The sequence below is a fragment of the Hyphomicrobium sp. 99 genome, assembly GCF_000384335.2.
Taxonomy (GTDB): domain Bacteria; phylum Pseudomonadota; class Alphaproteobacteria; order Rhizobiales; family Hyphomicrobiaceae; genus Hyphomicrobium_B.
Genome location: NZ_KQ031382.1, coordinates 2699190 through 2716689, shown reverse-complemented (window position 1 = coordinate 2716689; position 17500 = coordinate 2699190). Strand labels below are relative to the sequence as shown.

Here is a 17500-nt window from a genome sequence, read left to right as displayed (position 1 = left end):
ACGGCTGTCACCAGCGTAAAATGCGCGATCCGATCAGTGCGCCGAGGCCGGTCATCAAAACGATGCCGATCGGGTACCAGGCGGCAAGAAACAGTGGGCTGTCGTCGGGGCAGTGGCTGGCGTAGAGCGTCGCTCCGATGCTCGCGGATAGCAATCCGCCAACGGCTCCTGCGATCGCCGGGTTCGCTGTAGCACCGTCGCGAAGTGCGTAGAGAACAGCCGCCAGCGGCGCCAGCGATAGAAGCGGGATGACGATCATGCAGGCTACGGAATTGTGGCCCATCATCCGCGCGTGCCATTGATCGGATGGCACAGAGAACAGCTCGAGGCCGATAGCGATCAAAAGAAGAGCTGGGGCCAGTGCCAGCCACCAAAGTTTCTTTTCGGGTCGGAAATCCGGCCGCGACAGCCCGCGAACGAGGACGAAGGCGGGAATTGCAAGGCTTAACGTCAGGACGAATTTGAAGACGAAGCGGAGCGAAGACACCATCGATTCCGCGAAGTTCGCGCGGATGCCGATCGCCCATAGAAACAGCAGCGCCGAGATCAATGCGCCCGCGCCGACCGCCATCGCAACGGTTTGCGCAATCGGCCGCTCGACGCTTTTAGCATCTGCAGCAAGGGCATTGATGAGGTCGTCCGTCTTCATAGTTTCTTCTCTTGATAGGTATCGGCGAGGGCCTTCAGGCTTCGGTGCAACGCGACGCGAACGGCCACTTCACTCATTCCAAGACGCTCAGCAACGTCGCGCGCCGATTGTCCATCGATACTGATCGACTGGACGATGTCGCGGTTCTTATCGGAGAGGCGGTCGAGAACGCGCTTGACATCATGCGCATCGATCGAAGCCTGCTGATCTTCACCCTCGAATTCGAATTCACTCAAGTCCACCGGAACCTCGGGACGCCTACCGCGCCGCCGGAGGTCGTCGATCATCTTGTTGCGGCCAATCGCCATCACCCAGGGGCCGAGCGGCATCGACTGGTCCCAGGTGTGCCGCTTCAGATGGATTGCGAGCAGCACGTCTTGCACCACATCCTCCACGTCACCGCGGGGCACGCCGACACCGGCGAAGCCGCGACGGACTACGCCTCTCAGGACCTGCGAAAGCTCGGAAAGAAGCTGGCGATAGGCAGCTTGATCGCCCGCGATTGCGGCGCGCATTAAGCCTGTCCACTCAGCGTCTCGAGCCTTTCGGTCCAAAATTACGCCTTCTCAGTTGTCTTCGACGGCTGGCGGGGAAATGTTACGTGGGAACAAACAATATTAATGCGGTGTGCAGATTGGCGCGCCAACCCGCTTGCCAGCCGCATATGGCAGTGGCCCGTCATGCTGCGCAAGATGCGCAAAGGGCGCGGGGTCACGGAAAATCAAGCGGGGGGAAGCCAGATCCAAAGGATGGCGACATAGGTGAGACCGTGCAGCATCTGATCGATCCCGAGCGCCCACCAGAAATATTTGTCCTTAGGCGTCCAATTCTCGTGGCGGACGATCTGCTCCTTCGTCCAGTCGATATGATAGTGAACAACGAATTCGCCGGCGAGAAGTGCCAGGGCGAGGGCAGGGCTGCCGCCCGGAAAAAGCAAAAAGACCGGCGCTGTCAACAGGATGTGGATGAGCGCGTGCCACAATCCGCCCGGTGCGCCGTAGGATCCTTTCTGGCGGAAGATCAGATCCGTCTGAAGGATGAAATCGGCTACCGCGTGCTTGACCAGAAGATATGTGATCGCGGCCAGCGCCGCGTGAACGGGTGACATAAGCTTCCATCGCTGCGTGGCTGACGACTACGGCGCCCGGTCTTTCCGGAAGGTCCGCGATCATCGTCAACCTACTTTCCCGGGGTATTTTTAGCGCAAGCCAGTTCCGGGGGGATGTCACCTAGGTAACAGCGGTCTGCACGACTCAAGGCCGTGCAGACCCATTTCCTATGAGCAGGGAAGGCGTGCCGCTTAGTTCACGCGCTGAACTTCGACGAGATTGTCCGAGAACGTCGGAGCCCGGCCGAGGCCGCTCCAGGCGTCGGACGAAATCGAGTTCACGGACCCGTCGGAGCGGTTGAGCGAGCGCCAGTAGCCGAGCGTCGCCACGACGATGCCTGGATTGACGTCGTCCGTTACGCGCGCGATGCCTTCGAAGTCGCCGCGAGCATTCCGCACGCGCACCGGATCTCCTTCGCGGATGTTCCGCTTGGCGGCATCTACCGGCGAAATCATCACGAACTGCTCGCCTTGGATTTTGATTTTGTGCGGTTCGTTGGCGTAGCAGGAGTTCAGGAAGGCGTGGCTCTTGGGTGAGATGATGTTCAGCGGATAGCTCTTCGCCAGTTCCGGGTTGGTCTCCGGAGATTCGCGAACCGGGACGTAGCCGGGCAGCGGATCGATGGGCTCGCCCGACTGCTGGCCCTCGTACATCGCGCGGAATGGGCCGGCGACGAAGTTCTTCGCGTCGTGCAACAACAGCTCGACTTTGCCCGACGGCGTCGGGAACTTGCCCTCGCTGTGTGGTGTGCGCGTATCCGCGGAGCCGACGTCGATTTTGTAGTACCCGTGCTTCTTGAAGTACTCCATATCGACGCCGCCCATCTTGGGATCGTCCCAGTTGATGTATGCGGCGCAAAGCTCGCTGTCGGTCATTTTGAAGACCGGGTCGTCGAAGCCCATTTCTTTGGCGAGCAACCGCCACATCTCGCTCGTCGGCTTGCATTCGCCGGGCGGGTCGATCGCCTTCTCATTGTACGTCAGATAGAAGTGGCCCCACGACCACATCATGTCTTCGGCCTCGCCCGCCATGGCGGACGGCAGGATGATGTCGGCATATTTCGCCGTGTCGGTGATGAAGTGTTCGGCGACGACCGTGAACAGGTCTTCCCGCAATAGCCCTTCGACGATCTTGTTAGTCTCGGGCGATTGGCTGACGGGATTGGTGCAGAAGACGAACATGCTCTTGATCGGCGGATCGAGCTTCATCTCGCCGTTGAGCGCCTGGCCGAGCCGCAGATTGTTGACGACGCGCGTGCCGGGCTTGATCCAGTCGGGCCGCGCGGCCCTTACCCAATCGATTGGGAAGTCCCAGAGCGGCAATTGCAGCATGCCGCCGCCGACGTGGCGCCACGAACCACAGACAGCCGGGATTGCGTAAACGGCACGGGCAGCTTGGGCCCCGCCAGCCGAGCGTTCGATGGCGACACCGATGCGGATGGCGGACGGCTGCGAGGTCGCAAATTCGCGGGCGAACTTGGCAACGTCAGCCGCTTTAACGCCGGTGACTTGCTCGACGTATTCGGGAGAGAATTCGGCCGCGCGGGCTTTGAGCTCGGGGAAGCCTTGCGTGTAATTGTCGACGTAGTCTTGGTCGATCAGGCCTTGCTCGACCATCGAATTGATGATGCCGAGAGCGAGTGCTCCATCGGTGCCGGGCTTGGGGCAAATGTGCCAGTCAGCTGCCTTCGCGGTCCGAGATTTGTAGGAGTCGACGACGACGATCTTTGCCCCGCGCTTCTGTGCTTCGAGAACAAAAGGCCAATGATGCAGGTTCGTCGAGATCGAGTTGCAGGCCCAGATCACGACGTACTTGCAGTGAACGAAGCTTTCCGGATCGACGCCGCCGGTGGGCCCGTGTGTCAGAAGCCAAGCCGTTGACGAGCCCGAGGTGCAGTAGGTCTTCTCGTTTACGGTCGAGCCGAGACGGTTGAAGAATGGGTCGCCGGAGTTGATGCCCTGCACGAGCCCCATGTTGCCGAGATAGCTTTGCGGCATGATTGCTTCCGCGCCGTACTTCGCGATGATCTCGCGCCACCGGATGCCGATCTCGGAGATCGCTTCGTCCCAGGTGATGCGCTCGAAATTGTTGCCGCCGTTTGGTCCCGAACCTTTCGGGCCGACGCGGCGGAGCGGATACATCAGCCGGTCCGGATTGACGTGGTGGTCGGCGAAATCCTTGAGCTTCACGCACAGGCCGCCGCGCGTGATGGGATGTTCTTTGTTGCCGCGGACGTCGACTAGCCGGCCATCCTTGACCTCGTAGATCATCGCGCAGGTGTCCGGGCAGTCGTGCGGACACGCACCAAAGAACTTTTCGCGGGCCGGTTCGTCGTTCATTCATTCCTCCAAGTCGATGCCAGCCGTTATTCGGCTTGTTTTGATGCGGCAATCTGGCATCGAATTCGGAGGGCGTCCAATCGAAAGAACGTGTGATCAGGCTGCGGGCTTACGACGGGCATTTTGCCCAAATAAGCCAATTCGGTCAGGGCACTTCGGGGGCGGCGCAGGCATCCTCGTAGCGGTGGGTTAGGCCATCGCGGTCGGTGAACGTTTCGACGCCATCGTCGCCGACACCGGAGTGGCGTTCGATCGACACTTTGCCGAAGGCGCCGGGTAGATCGAGAACATAGGTGGGAAGAGCCAGCCCCGAGAGCCGCTGGCGCAAACCGGCCATCAGCGCGCGGCCTTCGGCGATGGTCGTGCGGAAGTGTGCTGTGCCGGGGGCCAAGTCGCCGTGATGGAGATAGTAGGGCTTCACCCGAAGCTCGACGAGGCGGCGCATCAGGGCTTCGAGCGTCTCGACGTTGTCGTTGACGCCTTTCAGCAGCACCGTTTGACTGACGAGCGGGATCCCCGCATCGACGAGCCGGGCAATCGCATCGGTTGCGGCTCCTTCAAGCTCTCGGGCGTGGTTCGTGTGAAGTCCGACGAAGACTGTCTTCGTGGTTGCTTTCAAAGCCGCGATGAGTTCGTCGCTGACGCGATCAGGATCAACGACCGGCACGCGCGTATGCCATCGCAATATTTTGACGTGGGGGATCGCCGACAACGCCATGGTGACTTCGCGGATGCGGCGTGGCGAGAGGATGAACGGATCGCCTCCCGTCAGGATGACTTCCCAGATGTTGGGATTGGCGGCGATGTAGTCGAGAGCGACTGCCAGATCTTCGGCTGACAGCGCTTCTCCGTTCGTGGGTCCCACCATTTCGCGGCGGAAGCAGAAGCGGCAATAGACGGGGCAGACGCTCGCGATTTTCACAAGCACGCGGTCCGCATACCGGTGCACGATGCCGGGCGCCGGGCTTTTGAGGTTGTCTCCGATCGGATCGGCTTCTTCGCGCGGATGCGTTTCGAGTTCTTTGGCGCTGGGGATGAACTGGCGGGCAATCGGGTCATCCGCGGCGCTCGGGTCGATGAGGTTTGCGATGACGGGCGTCAGCGCGACGGCATAGCGTGCAGAGACATTCGTCAGCGCCGTGCGGTCGTCGTTCGAGGCGAGTTTTGCGTCGATCAGATCATCGATGGAGGTCAGCTTGCGTTCGATGAGCGTCATTTCGGCGGCCAAACATCGGTGTCGTGGTCGGGGTGCTGATAGGACACGAGCGTTTTCAGAAATGGCGCTGCGTTTGCGTCCGCAAGCGTATCGCGTTCGGGAAGAGTGGGAATTTCGTCAGTAAAGGGAAGCTTTGCTTCGACGCCCCACTGAATTTTCGGCGCGAGGCTTGTTGGGTCGTCGAATGCTCCGATGGCGATCGCGATGCCGTCGGGCGCCTCATAGGTCAGCGGAGTGCCGCAGTCCGCGCAGAAGCCGCGTTGAACGACATTCGACGATTGAAATTTTTTCGGCTCTCCGCGTGTCCAGACGAGTTTCGCGCCACGCACGCTGACGAGAGGCGCATATAATGCTCCGAAAGCCTTCTGGCACATGCGGCAGTGACACACGGAGGCGTCAGTGAGTGCACCCTCGACGCGAAAGCGGACCGCGCCGCACTGGCATCCGCCACTATGGGTATCGCTGGAGGACATCGGTCAGCCGTTCCTTTCGCCAGAGCTCAACGGCGTCCAGATGACTTGATCGACCCGCTCGGCGCCCGTTGCAAGCATGACGAGGCGGTCGAACCCCAAGGCGCAGCCGGAAGAGGGCGGCATTTGGCCGAGCGCGGCGAGAAAATCCTCATCGAGCGGATAACGCTCACCGTAGATGCGCTGTTTCTCGTCCATCCAGGCTTCGAACCGGCGGCGCTGCTCGGCGGCATCGGTCAATTCGCCGAAGCCGTTCGCGAGTTCCACGCCGCAGACGTAAAGCTCGAAGCGCTCGGCCACCGCCCGGTCCTCCGCGCTTGGCCGGGCCAGCGCGGCTTCCGGGAGCGGATACTCGCATAGGATCTCGGGCCGATAGAGGCCCAATCCCGGTTCAATCTTTTCGACGAGCACGCGGCTGAAAATATCCGACCAGCTATCGTCGTCGCCGACGCGAATGCCTTGGGCGGTCGCGAACTCCGCAAGCTTGGCACGATCGACCGATGTTGCGCTTACCGTCTTGTGCAGTGGAATTTCGGCAAACTGAGCAAACGCCTGATAAAGCGTCGTCCAATCGTAGCGCTTGGAGATATCGCATGGCTTGCCGCGATATGACCATTGCGTGCGCTCCGTCGTCTTCGCGGCGATATCGAGGATGGCCTGGCAATCGGCCCATAGCGTTTCATACGGCTCATTCGCCCGGTACCATTCGAGCATGGTGAATTCAGGCGAATGCAGGCTCCCCTGCTCGCGGTTGCGAAAGACTGGCGAGAAAGCGAAGATCTTCGTCTCACCGGCCGCTAAGAGTTTCTTCATCGCGAACTCAGGGGAGGTGTGGAGATAGAGGTCCCGGCGCGAAAGATCGGTTCCGATAAGCTCGGTCTTGAAGGCGTGGAGATGCGGCTCGTTTCCCGGTGAAATCTGCAGAAGTCCTGGTTCGACCTCCACGAAGTCCTGGGAAATAAACCAGTTTCTGATCGCGGCTTTGATGCGGCCCCGATCTATCAGGAATGGGCGCCGGTCGGCGTGGCGATCGGGTCGCCACCAGGGGGAAAGCTGCGGCATGCTTACAAATTGGGCTTTTGAGACAGGGTTGCCGCACTTGGCGACAAAGAACTAAGCGGGTATGAGACGCGACAGATTCCCTGAAGGCTTCCGCCGGCCGGCCGCCCCACGAGGCGGCCGTAGCGCATGAATTGAGATCGGAGACGTTACGTGGTGAAGGTTATTGCAAGCTCGGTTCGTAAAGGCAACGTGCTCGATCTCGATGGCAGGCTTGCCGTGGTGATGCACGCTGAAAACATCCATCCGGGCAAGGGCACCCCTGTCACGCATCTCGAACTGCGCCGCATCGCTGACGGCGTGAAGCTTGTTGAGCGTTACCGCACGACCGATCAGGTCGAACGCGCCTATCTCGATGAAAAGGACTACAATTTCCTCTACGAAGACGACATGGGCTACAACTTCATGCAGCCCGAGACCTTCGACCAGATCACGATCCCGAAGGACGTGGTGGGCGACCAGGGCCAGTGGCTGCAGGAAGGCATGACGTGCCTCGTCTCGCTGCACGAAGGCAACCCGATTTCGATCGAGCTGCCGCAGCGCGTGACTTTTGAAATCGTCGAAGCCGATCCCGTCGTCAAAGGCCAGACGGCCTCGTCGTCCTACAAGCCCGCGAAGCTTTCGAACGGCGCCCGCGTGATGGTGCCGCCGCACATTGGTGCTGGTACGCGCGTCGTCGTCATGACGGCGGACGGATCGTACGTCGAACGCGCGAAAGACTGATCGGTCGATTTAAGCCGCTCGAGTTGTTAGTTGCTCCGCGCGTTGCGGGGCAACTTCTTCGCAGACGACTTTGAATTCAGCCAGATAGTGCTGACCGAACGACGTGACCATCGCCACGTCGGCGGCATCGCGTCCGCGTGCGATGACGACGCGGCCTATCCGCGGCTTGTTATGGCGCGCGTCGAAGGTCACCCAGCGATGATCGATGTAGGCTTCGAACCAGGCGCTGAAATCCATCGGCGCCGGATCGGCCGGCACACCGATATCTCCCAGATAGCCGTTGACGTACGCCGCCGGAATGTTGAGGCAGCGGCAGAACGCGATCGCGAGGTGTGCGAAGTCGCGGCAAACGCCGGTGCCTTCCTTATAGGCCTCGGCGGCGGTGCGTGTGGAGCGCGCGGCCTGATAATCGAATTTGATGTGGTTGTGAACGAAGTCACAGATCGCTTTGACGCGCGCGTATCCGGGCGGGACGTTGCCGAAGAGTTCCCACGCGATTGGCGTCAGCTCGTCGGTTTCGCAATAGCGGCTGCCGGTCAAGAAATGCATCGCGTAGTTCGGTAAGTCAGCCACCGGGATTTCGCCGGCGTTGATTGGCTGATCGTCGAGAACTCCGGAATCTCGCACCACCGCGCGATAGCTGAGCTTTAGCGGACCCGGCTGTGCGACAAGCCGCTGCGTCCGGTTTCCGTAGAGATCGAGTCCGTGCTCGATCGGAATGTCGGGAACGCTCAACGCGTCTTCGTAAATGAAATCGCGCCGCCGGTTCGGATGGATATCGAGAAGCAGAAGAAGCGGGGTCGGCGCATAAAGTTGCAAACCGATATCGTAACCCACGTGAATGAGCATCTGTGGCGCCCTCGGCCTAAGTAATGAGACCGAAAAACGTCGCGCTCGGCTGGAATGTTCCCCAAAATACTGAATTCGCGGGAATGACGCGCACGGACCAAAGAGCCTCGCGACTAACTTTGGTCGCTGTGCCCAATTATGCGTCAAATATCCAGTTTCAGAACTTTTACGGGCGTTCCGGCTGCCTGAGCGGGCGCGTTTTCTGGCACCACGACCAGACAATCGGCGCGCTGCAGGGATTTGATCAGTCCGCTGTCCTGATTTTTGAATGGCGTTACTCGCGGCGGGGACGCGTCCATATCCAACAGTCCGCGCATGTAGTGTTGGCGCGGTCCATTCGCCGGAAGAGGTTCGGCGAGCACGGCGTCGACCGCTTGGAACGGGGCTTCTCGTCCAAGCAGCCGGCCGATGAGGGGCACGAGAAATACGCGCGCGCAAATGAGAGAGGAAACCGGATTTCCCGGAAGGCCGACGCAGTATTGCGTCTTGCCGCTTGCCGCGCGCAATCCGAAGAACAATGGCTTTCCTGGTCGCATCGCGATCTTGTAGAACTCGAGCTTGGCTCCCGCTTTTTCGAGTGCAGGGCGAACCAGATCGTGATCGCCGACGGAAGCGCCGCCGCTCGTGACGAGGATGTCGGCGCCGTCCGAGGCGTTGATGCATTCTTCGAGCGACGCAATCGTGTCGTGCGCAATTCCGAGAAAGCGGGCTTCCCCGCCCGCGGCTTCGACGATGGCGGCGAGGCCGTAAGCATTGGAACCAGAAATTTGGCCCGGCCCAAGAGGATTTCCAGGCGGAACGAGTTCATCGCCCGTCGATAAGATGGCGACGACCGGCTTCCGAACGACCGCAAGTTTCGCGTGTCCCGAGGATGCTCCGATCAGTACGTCGCGTGCGGTTAGGCAGCGGCCAGGTTCGAGCAGGATGTCCTTCTTCCGGAAATCCTCGCCTTGGGGTCGGATGTTCGCGCCAATCGCCGCGGTCTCTCTGACCGTGATGGTTGGGCCCGATGCATCGACGTTTTCTTGAATGACGATCGCATCCGCGCCTTCCGGCAGGCAGCCGCCCGTAAAGATGCGTATGGCTTCGCCTTTTCCGAGGGTACCCGAGAAGGGGCGGCCTGCGCCCGCTTCGCCGATCACCGTGAGCAAGGCCGGAACGGTTGCGACGTCCTCAGCGCGAACGGCGTAACCGTCCATAGCGGAGGCATTGAACGGGGGATTGTCATGGCGCGAAACGACGGGCGCTGCGAGCGTGCGACCGCGGGCTTTCAGTAGTTCGACGTCTTCCGGTTCAAGTGTCGTCGCGACATCCAGAATGCGCTTCAGAGCTTCGGCGACGGGCAGCAACGCCATATGTCAGGCGCCTCCGGAGCGCTCGGCAGCACGGTAGACGCCTGATTTGCCGCCGTCCTTGGCGATGAGGCGGACGCCTTCGATCGTCATGGATTTGTCCGCCGCCTTGAGCATGTCGTAGAGCGTCAGGCAGGCGACCGACACAGCCGTCAAAGCTTCCATCTCGACGCCCGTCTGGCTCGACACTTTCACTTCAGCCCTTACGTGGATGCCGGGTGGAGATTGGGAAAGCGTGAAATCGACGGTTGCTTTGGTGATTGCGAGCGGATGGCAAAGCGGGATCAGCTCATGCGTGCGCTTGGCCGCCATGATGCCGGCGATGCGCGCGGTGCCGATGACGTCACCTTTGTGTGCTTCGCCCTTTTCGACGAGTTCCAGCGTGCTGGGGCGCATCGCGACGAAGCCTTCAGCGACGGCGCGGCGGGCCGTGGTGGCCTTTTCCGAGACGTCCACCATCCGGGCTTCGCCCTTGTCGTTGATGTGTGAAAGCTTGCTCATGACGCGATCGCCGGCTGAAGCAGAGTCTTCGTCGCGGCGGTCACATCGGCTTGCCGCATCAGGCTTTCGCCGACGAGGAACGTCTCGACGCCCACTTTGGAAAGCCGGGCGATGTCGGCAGGGGTGAAGATACCGCTCTCGCCGACGACAATTCTGCCGGCGGGGACCTGCGGCGCGAGGACTTCTGTCGTCTCCAGCTTCACTTCGAAGGTCTTCAGGTTGCGATTGTTGATGCCGACGAGGCGGCAATCGAGTTTCAGCGCGCGTTCGAGTTCCGCTGCGTCGTGGACTTCGGCGATGGCGTCCATGCCCCAGTCATTGGCTGCGGAGGCAAGATCGTGTGCCGTCGCATCGTCGACCTCGGCGAGGATGATGAGGATGCAGTCGGCTCCCCAGGCTCGCGCCTCGGCAACTTGGTAAGTGTCGATCATGAAGTCCTTGCGCAGGACGGGAAGCGATGTGGCTTCGCGCGCTGCAGTCAAAAATTCGGGTGCGCCCTGAAACGAAGGACGGTCGGTGAGGACCGACAGGCAGGCAGCGCCGCCCGCCTCATAGGCTTTGGCAAGTGCCGGGGGATCGAAGTCGGCCCGGATGAGGCCCTTCGACGGCGATGCCTTTTTGATCTCCGCGATCAGAGCCGGCTGTTTTTTCTGATGTTTCGCTTCGATGGCCCCAACGAATGAGCGCACCTTCGGCGCCGAGCGCGCATATTCGGCAATGACGCGAAGGGGTTTCAGCGTTTTGGCGCGCGCGACCTCTTCGCGTTTGTAGGCAGTGATTTTGTCGAGGATGTCGGCCATCTCTTAAACTCGTTCGTTGGTGACGGCGACCAGGCGGTCGAGCGAGCGTGCGGCGCGGCCGCTATCGATTGATGCTTCCGCCTTCTCGATCCCGTCGGGAAGGCCGTCGGCCTTGCCGGCCACGATGAGTGCTGCGGCCGTATTCAAAACGACGATGTCGCGATAGGGGCCCGTTTCGCCCTGCAGGAGCGCGTGAATAGCGGCGGCGTTGGTCGCGGCGTCGCCGCCCTTCAGCGCTTCGATGCTGCTGCGCTCGAGGCCGGCGTCTTCGGGCGTCAGATCGAAGGCGAAGATATCGCCGTCCTTCAATTCCGCGACGTGGGTGACACCGGTTGTCGTCAGTTCGTCCATGCCGTCGGCGCCATGGACGACCCACGCGTGGGCGGAGCCGAGTTTGCGCAGAACTTCGGCAATTGGTTCGACGAGCTTGCGATCATAGACGCCGAGGACCTGACGCGTCACGCGTGCCGGATTGCAGAGAGGTCCGAGCAGATTGAAAATCGTCCGGAGCCCGAGGTCGGCGCGGATCGGCGCCCAGGTCTTGAACCCCGGATGATAAAGCGGCGCCCACAGGAAGCCGACACCGGCGTCGGCAATCGCAAGCGAAACAACGACGGGCGGGACGTCGAGTTTGACGCCGAGCGCTGAGAGCACATCGGATGCGCCGGAAAGCGAGGTGACGGCGCGATTGCCGTGCTTGGCGACGATGGCACCGGCTCCGGCTGCAACAAACGTCGCGGCTGTCGAGATATTAAAGGTGCCGCGGCTGTCGCCGCCCGTGCCGACGATGTCGATGGCGCCGGGGGGCGCGTCAACGGTTGTCATGCGCCCGCGCATGAACTTGGCGGCGCCCGTGATTTCTTCCGTCGTCTCGCCGCGTAGGCGCAGCCCCATGAGGAACGCGCCCATCGCGACGGGAGGGGCAATGCCTGACATCAGCAGATCGAGCGCCTGCTGCATGCCCTCATCGCCGAGGGTTTCGCCGTCGGCGATGCGATTCATGAGGCTCTTCAGTTCGCGAGCCGGATTAGCGACGGTTGCTGCGGTTGTCACGGTTCAGGCCGCCTTACGGCTTTTCGGAGAGAAGCCTGCAAGCGAAAGGAAGTTGGCGAGTAGCGCATGGCCCTGCTCGGAAGCGATGCTTTCCGGGTGGAACTGAACGCCGTGGACGGGATGCGATTTGTGCTGCAGCCCCATGATGATTCCGTCGTCGGTTTCAGCCGTAACCTCGAGGCAATCGGGAAGCGTCGCGCGATCAACGATGAGTGAATGATAGCGCGTGATGTCGAAGCGCTGCGGCAGGCCCTTGAAGATGCCTTTGCCCGTGTTGGAGATCGTCGACAATTTGCCATGCATCGGAGCGGGCGCGCGAACGACGTTGCCGCCGTAGGCTTGTCCGATCGCCTGATGCCCGAGGCAGACGCCGAGTAGCGGAATTGTGGGACCCGCCTTCTTGATGAGTTCGAGGCAGACACCGGCTTCGTTCGGCGTGCAAGGGCCGGGCGACAGCACGATCGCCTGAGGCTTCTTTGCGAGCACCTCGTCGGCTGAAACCTTGTCGTTGCGGATGACGACGCTCTCGGCTCCGAGCTCGCCGAGATAATGGACGAGATTGTAGGTAAAGCTATCGTAGTTATCGATCAGGATCAGCATATTGGCCCTTAGTCTGCCGGCGCGCATCTCAACGCGGACTACGCCCTTCTAGCAGACCCCGGACGCACCGCGACACGGAAAATATGGCCCTCGAACGGCTTGTTTCAACGCGGGACAGAGTTTCGGCGTTTCAAGCTCGGTCGCGGGGGGTGACAAAGGCTTCGAGGTGACCCGTGGCGGGCGTCAAATCGCGCCAGGTCCTTTGCGGAAAGGAGAAGGTCGCGAGGGCGGCGGTCGGAAACTTATCTTCCAACCGCGATATGGACTTTGCATCGCCGGTGCCCGCCAGCATCAGGGCGAGGCCGTGCATACCGGGATTGTGACCGACCATCAGCACTCTCTTCACGCCGACGGGAATGTCCTTCAAGCGTGCGAAAAGTGTATCCTGGCTTGTGAGATACAACTGATCGTCGAACGTCACGTCAGCTTCCTTGACGAATGGCTTGATCAGTTCCAGCGTCTCGCGGGTCCGTTTCGCAGGAGAACAAAGAATGTGTTCAGGTGCGAAATTGAGTTCTTTCAGAACTGCTCCCATGATCGGCGCAGCAGTGCGCCCCCGCTCATTCAAGGCGCGGTCGAAATCGTCGATTCCCTTCGCGTCCCAGCTTGATTTGGCATGGCGGAGGAGGGCAAGAGAAAGCATTGCGGCCTTGGGCTGGCGTTGCGCGACGAACTGACCTTACAGCAGGCCGTCGGTGTCGTTAAGCGATAGGCCATAGATTCGCGCTGCCGTGATGACAAGGTCCATCCGCAATGGATTATCTACTGGCACCGCTTTTTTGGCTTTTGAGCCTCTTCGTCAGCATCGTCTGGTGGATTTTCACGCAACTTGTCTGGATCGTGCTTTGGCTGCTGCTGCCGATTGCGATCGCAGCCTTCATCGCGCTCAGGGTCGCGGAGCGCGTGCTCGGCCAGGAGCGGGTCAGGGCATGGGTGAAGGCGCGAAGTCAGAAATACGGAGCGTCCGCATCGAACCGCATCCGGCGCCTGGTGTTTGCTCTTGGCGTGTTGCCGATCCGGGTGCTCTTCTGGCTGCCGATCTATGCGCTGTGGCACAGCATCGTCAGCCTGCTTTGGCGGCCCAAATGGTCGCCATGGCAGCGAGCCTGGGCAAAGCGCTGGCGCGCGGAGCCGAAGGTCCGTTGAGGACCTTCGGCGGTTTCGACTAACGGGTGTTGGATGAGCGCGAGGCGAAGCGAACGGCTTCTTCGGCGGCGCGGACAACGGCTTTCGCCTTATTAATGCATTCCTGCTGTTCGTTCTCGGGAATGCTGTCGTGCACGATTCCGGCGCCGGCCTGTACGTGGATCATGCCGTCCTTGAGGATCGCTGTTCGGAGCACGATGCAGGTGTCCATCTCGCCACTCGCCGAGAAGTAGCCGACGCAGCCCGCGTAGGGGCCGCGCTTGGCTTTTTCGAACTCGGCGATGATTTCCATCGCGCGCACCTTCGGCGCTCCCGAAACGGTGCCGGCCGGAAAGCCTGCCATCAGGGCGTCGATCGCGTCGTGATTTTTCTCATCGAGCTTGCCGATCACATTCGAGACGATGTGCATGACATGGCTGTAGCGCTCGATGACGAATTTATCGGTGACGGTGACGCTGCCGGGTTCGGAAACGCGGCCGACGTCGTTGCGGCCGAGGTCGAGCAGCATCAGATGCTCGGAGCGTTCTTTCGGATCGGCGAGGAGCGCTGCTGCCAACGCCTTGTCCTCGGCGTCCGTCGCGCCGCGGGGAGCCGTGCCGGCGATGGGCCGGATGGTGACAACGCCGTCGCGCGCACGGACGAGAATTTCGGGCGACGATCCGACGAGCTGGAAGTTTCCAAAATCGAGATGGAAAAGAAACGGCGACGGATTGAGACGCCGCAAAGCGCGATAGAGCGCGAATGAGGGAAGCGCGAACGGCGCTGAAAAGCGCTGGGAAAGCACGACCTGAAAGATATCGCCGGCTTTGATGTATTCCTTCGCCTTCGTGACCATCGCCATGTAGTCGGCGGGCGACGTGTTCGATTGCGGTTCGGGCAGGGTCAGGGTCGGCTGAGGCGTCGAGGCAGTGCGCTGAAGCGGGGTATCGAGTGCCTTGATGGCTCCCTCGATGCGCGCCAGAGCTTGCGCGTAGGCGTCGGCTGCCGTGATATTCTCGCGCGGCCGGACCGGCGTCACGAGGATCATCTCATCCTTGACGTTGTCGAAGATGAGCATCAGCGTCGGACGGATGAGGATGGCGTCGGGCACGCCGAGCGCGTCCGGTTTCATCTCGGGCAGTTTTTCGATCAGCCGGACGGTGTCGTAGCCCATGTAGCCGAAAATTCCGGCGGCCATGGGTGGCAATGTTTCGGGAAGGGTGATCGCGCTGTCGGCGAGCAATTTCCGCAGCGACTGAAGCGCGGGATTAGCGTCGCGTGTAAACGCCTCCGGATCGGCTTCCGGCGATCGATTGATTTCCGCGATGTCGCCGTTGGCCTTCCAGATCAGGTCTGGTGCGAGGCCGATGACGGAATAGCGTCCGCGCGCGGATCCGCCCTCGATCGACTCGAGGAGGAAGCTCATCGCGCGGCGCTCGCCGAGCTTCAGGTAGGCCGAGACGGGCGTCTCGAGATCGGCGATGAGCCGCGTCCACACGACTTGGGGTGCGCCCTCATCGTAGATCTTGGCGAACTGATCGGGCGCGGGAAAAATATCCGCGCGCCCTGTGTTTGCGTCCGCCTCATTGGCCGACGAAGATTGGGCCGATGCCGGCGCTGCCGTTGAGGCGGTCACGTCAGTCTCACTCTTCGCTGATGCCGAGGGCCGCATTCATTTCCGCAGCGTTTACGGATGTGCCCAGGCGCTTTTTGAGCGCTTCGGTATATTCGGTAAGCGTCTGGTTTGCGAGTTCGGCATTGAGCTCACGGGTCAACTGATCCGTCTCGGTCAGAGAAGCCTCAGGTGCCGGAATTACGTCGGCGACTTGGAAGACGATTTCCGTCGTGTGGTCGGGTGAAGCTCCGTGGCCCGCCTTGCCCTTCGATAAAGCAAAGGCCTGCGCGACGATCCCGTCCGAAATGCTCTGCGGAATGGTCTTTCGCGTCAGCGGCTCGGTCTTCTCGACCTTGTTTTTCGCTTCCGCTTCGAGCGCGGTCATCGGCTCACCGGCATTGACGCGGTCGGCAAGCTTCTTCGCCAGCTCATCGATCAGACGGTGACGTTCGGAGGACGTATAGTCTTCCTTCACCTGGTCCTTCACCTGTTCGAACGGCTTCTGCTTCGGCGCTTCGGTGGAGAGTACATTGACCCAAGCGTAGCCGCCGTCCGCCAGCTCGATGGCGGTGTCGTCGGAGCTGTTGTCGGGTGCAAACGCGCGAGAAACGATCTTGCGCAGATCGGGCGTTTCCAAGACGGGCTTGCCGTCGGGCGAGAGGCCCGTTGCATCGGTTGCTGGGATTTCCTTGAAGCTGAGCTTCGCGGTCTCCGCGATTTCCGTCAGCGACTTGCCGGCAATGCGGTTGTCTTCAACCTCGTCGTGCTTGTTCTGCAGCTCGGACTTGGCTTTTTCCGTCGCGAGCTTGTCGCGCACCTGATCCTTGATGTCGGCGAGCGTGTGGGTGACGCCCGGATCGATCTGTGTGACGCGCAGGATCACCGTCGCGAAGCGGCCTTCGATGACGTCGGAATATTTGTCTTTTTCGAGCGTGAACGCGACGTCGGAGATCTTCGGGTCGATCATGGCTTTCTTCGTGATCAATCCGAGGTCGACGTCGGTGTCCTTGGCGCCAGCTTCCTTAGCGACGTCACCGAAGGATTTCTTGCCGTCGCGGAGATCCTTCAACGCTGCTTCCGCAGTTGCTTTGTCCTTGAAGGCGATCTGCTGAATGCGCCGTTCCTCAGGCTTGTCGTAGCTGTCCTTCGTCGCCTCGTAGGATTTCGCGATTTCCTCGTCGGTGATCGTGATCTGTTTCTTCAGATCGTCGATGCCGAGCGTCATGACCTGTACCTTGCGGTACTCAGGCGTCATGTATTTCGACTTGTCCTTATCGTAGAGCTCCTTGAGCTTGTCCTCCGACGGTTCAGCGACGGTGACGGCTTCGGGATCGATCTTCACCCACTCGATGACGCGCTTCTCGCCGTTGTAGGCGTGCATGAGGTCGAGGAGTGGTTTGGGGACCGTCTGCCCGGTGATGAACGACCTGATGATCGCGGCGCGAAGTTCATCCTTGCGGCGCAAGTTCAGGAAGCCTTGCTCGGTCAGGCCGATCTGACGGAGCAGTCCGTCGAAGTTCTGCTTCGAGAATTTGCCGTCCGTCTGGAAATCGGGATCGTTCTGGACGCCTTCGACGAGTGTCTTGTCGGAGAGCGCGAGGCCTAGCTGATGCGCATGAGACTCGAGTGCTGCGCCAGCAACGAGCTGGGCCAGAACCTTCTTGTCGAGACCGAATGCGCGGCCCTGCTCGGCCGTGATGCGCTGGCGGGCCTGCTGGGAAACCCGGTCGAGCTCATCCTGGTAGGCGCGGCGGAATTCTTCATCCGAAATTGAAGTGCTGCCAACCTTGGCGACCGCGCCACGGCCCCAGCCGCGGAACACGTCATGGACGCCCCAGATGCCAAAGCTCAGAACCAGCAATCCGAACAGCAGCTTGGCTACCCGTGTCTGGGCGCCGCGTCTTAGAGCTTCGAGCATAGATAATGACGTCCCGTTGATGGAAGCGTGACGCTGCCGCGGGAGGGCGCAAGGTCAACGAGCTTCAGATGGCGAACCGCTCCGCGAAACGGAGCGATGGGGTGATATGAAGCGCAGGCCGT

At 61.0% G+C, this 17500-nt stretch carries 18 protein-coding genes; 2 read left to right on the top strand and 16 right to left on the bottom strand.

Annotated features, from left to right (window positions below; translation table 11 throughout):
* Window positions 1–7: 7 nt before the first annotated feature.
* From G359_RS13170 to epmA, 7 genes are all read right to left on the bottom strand, one after another.
* Entirely contained in the window at window positions 8–649 is a 642-nt protein-coding gene (locus tag G359_RS13170) for an NrsF family protein (protein ID WP_045836500.1), read from the bottom strand.
* On the bottom strand, window positions 646–1203 hold the full coding sequence (locus G359_RS13165; protein ID WP_082072923.1) for a sigma-70 family RNA polymerase sigma factor: 558 nt from the start codon (window positions 1201–1203) through the stop codon (window positions 646–648). Before G359_RS13165 ends, G359_RS13170 begins: the two co-directional genes overlap by 4 nt.
* Window positions 1204–1370: 167 nt before the next feature.
* Entirely contained in the window at window positions 1371–1757 is a 387-nt protein-coding gene (locus G359_RS13160) for a DUF3307 domain-containing protein (protein WP_045836498.1), read from the bottom strand.
* A gap of 192 nt (window positions 1758–1949) precedes the next feature.
* On the bottom strand, window positions 1950–4097 hold the full coding sequence (locus tag G359_RS13155; RefSeq protein WP_045836497.1) for a molybdopterin-containing oxidoreductase family protein: 2148 nt from the start codon (window positions 4095–4097) through the stop codon (window positions 1950–1952).
* A gap of 145 nt (window positions 4098–4242) precedes the next feature.
* Complete coding sequence (locus G359_RS13150) at window positions 4243–5313, bottom strand: lysine-2,3-aminomutase-like protein (protein ID WP_045837991.1); 1071 nt, start codon at window positions 5311–5313, stop codon at window positions 4243–4245.
* A complete protein-coding gene (locus G359_RS13145) occupies window positions 5310–5786 on the bottom strand; it encodes a GFA family protein (RefSeq protein ID WP_045836496.1) in 477 nt (158 codons plus the stop codon). Before G359_RS13145 ends, G359_RS13150 begins: the two co-directional genes overlap by 4 nt.
* A 3-nt stretch (window positions 5787–5789) precedes the next feature.
* Window positions 5790–6845: an EF-P lysine aminoacylase EpmA gene (gene epmA, locus G359_RS13140; RefSeq protein ID WP_045836495.1), complete on the bottom strand. Its 1056-nt coding sequence runs from the start codon at window positions 6843–6845 to the stop codon at window positions 5790–5792.
* A 150-nt stretch (window positions 6846–6995) separates the two neighbouring features.
* Here epmA and efp point away from each other — a divergent pair, with 150 nt between their 5' ends.
* On the top strand, window positions 6996–7565 hold the full coding sequence (gene efp / locus G359_RS13135; protein ID WP_045836494.1) for an elongation factor P: 570 nt from the start codon (window positions 6996–6998) through the stop codon (window positions 7563–7565).
* A 9-nt stretch (window positions 7566–7574) separates the two neighbouring features.
* Here efp and G359_RS13130 read toward each other — a convergent pair whose 3' ends face one another.
* The 7 genes from G359_RS13130 to G359_RS13100 form a co-directional block, all read right to left on the bottom strand.
* On the bottom strand, window positions 7575–8414 hold the full coding sequence (locus G359_RS13130; protein ID WP_045836493.1) for a transglutaminase-like domain-containing protein: 840 nt from the start codon (window positions 8412–8414) through the stop codon (window positions 7575–7577).
* Between the two features lie 143 nt (window positions 8415–8557).
* Window positions 8558–9769 carry a molybdopterin molybdotransferase MoeA gene (gene glp, locus G359_RS13125; protein ID WP_045836492.1) on the bottom strand — a complete coding sequence of 404 codons (1212 nt, stop codon included), beginning with the start codon at window positions 9767–9769 and terminating at the stop codon, window positions 8558–8560.
* Between the two features lie 3 nt (window positions 9770–9772).
* Window positions 9773–10267: a cyclic pyranopterin monophosphate synthase MoaC gene (gene moaC / locus G359_RS13120; protein ID WP_045836491.1), complete on the bottom strand. Its 495-nt coding sequence runs from the start codon at window positions 10265–10267 to the stop codon at window positions 9773–9775.
* The gene (gene trpC / locus G359_RS13115; RefSeq protein ID WP_045836490.1) at window positions 10264–11067 is read right to left on the bottom strand and encodes an indole-3-glycerol phosphate synthase TrpC; all 804 of its coding nucleotides are present in this window, start codon (window positions 11065–11067) and stop codon (window positions 10264–10266) included. The genes moaC and trpC overlap by 4 nt, the downstream gene beginning before the upstream one ends.
* A gap of 3 nt (window positions 11068–11070) precedes the next feature.
* A complete protein-coding gene (gene trpD, locus G359_RS13110; RefSeq protein ID WP_045837990.1) occupies window positions 11071–12069 on the bottom strand; it encodes an anthranilate phosphoribosyltransferase in 999 nt (332 codons plus the stop codon).
* Window positions 12070–12123: 54 nt separating this feature from the next.
* The gene (locus G359_RS13105; RefSeq protein ID WP_045836489.1) at window positions 12124–12720 is read right to left on the bottom strand and encodes an anthranilate synthase component II; all 597 of its coding nucleotides are present in this window, start codon (window positions 12718–12720) and stop codon (window positions 12124–12126) included.
* 130 nt (window positions 12721–12850) lie between these two features.
* Window positions 12851–13363 (bottom strand): SixA phosphatase family protein, encoded by a 513-nt coding sequence (locus G359_RS13100; RefSeq protein ID WP_045836488.1) that lies wholly within the window; start codon window positions 13361–13363, stop codon window positions 12851–12853.
* Between the two features lie 110 nt (window positions 13364–13473).
* Here G359_RS13100 and G359_RS13095 point away from each other — a divergent pair, with 110 nt between their 5' ends.
* Window positions 13474–13866: a hypothetical protein gene (locus G359_RS13095; protein WP_045836487.1), complete on the top strand. Its 393-nt coding sequence runs from the start codon at window positions 13474–13476 to the stop codon at window positions 13864–13866.
* A 19-nt stretch (window positions 13867–13885) separates the two neighbouring features.
* On the opposite strand, the gene trpE is transcribed toward G359_RS13095, so the two are convergent.
* On the bottom strand, window positions 13886–15400 hold the full coding sequence (gene trpE, locus G359_RS13090) for an anthranilate synthase component I (RefSeq protein ID WP_045837989.1): 1515 nt from the start codon (window positions 15398–15400) through the stop codon (window positions 13886–13888).
* A gap of 88 nt (window positions 15401–15488) precedes the next feature.
* Window positions 15489–17378 (bottom strand): SurA N-terminal domain-containing protein, encoded by a 1890-nt coding sequence (locus G359_RS13085; protein ID WP_045836486.1) that lies wholly within the window; start codon window positions 17376–17378, stop codon window positions 15489–15491.
* Window positions 17379–17500: the final 122 nt, after the last annotated feature.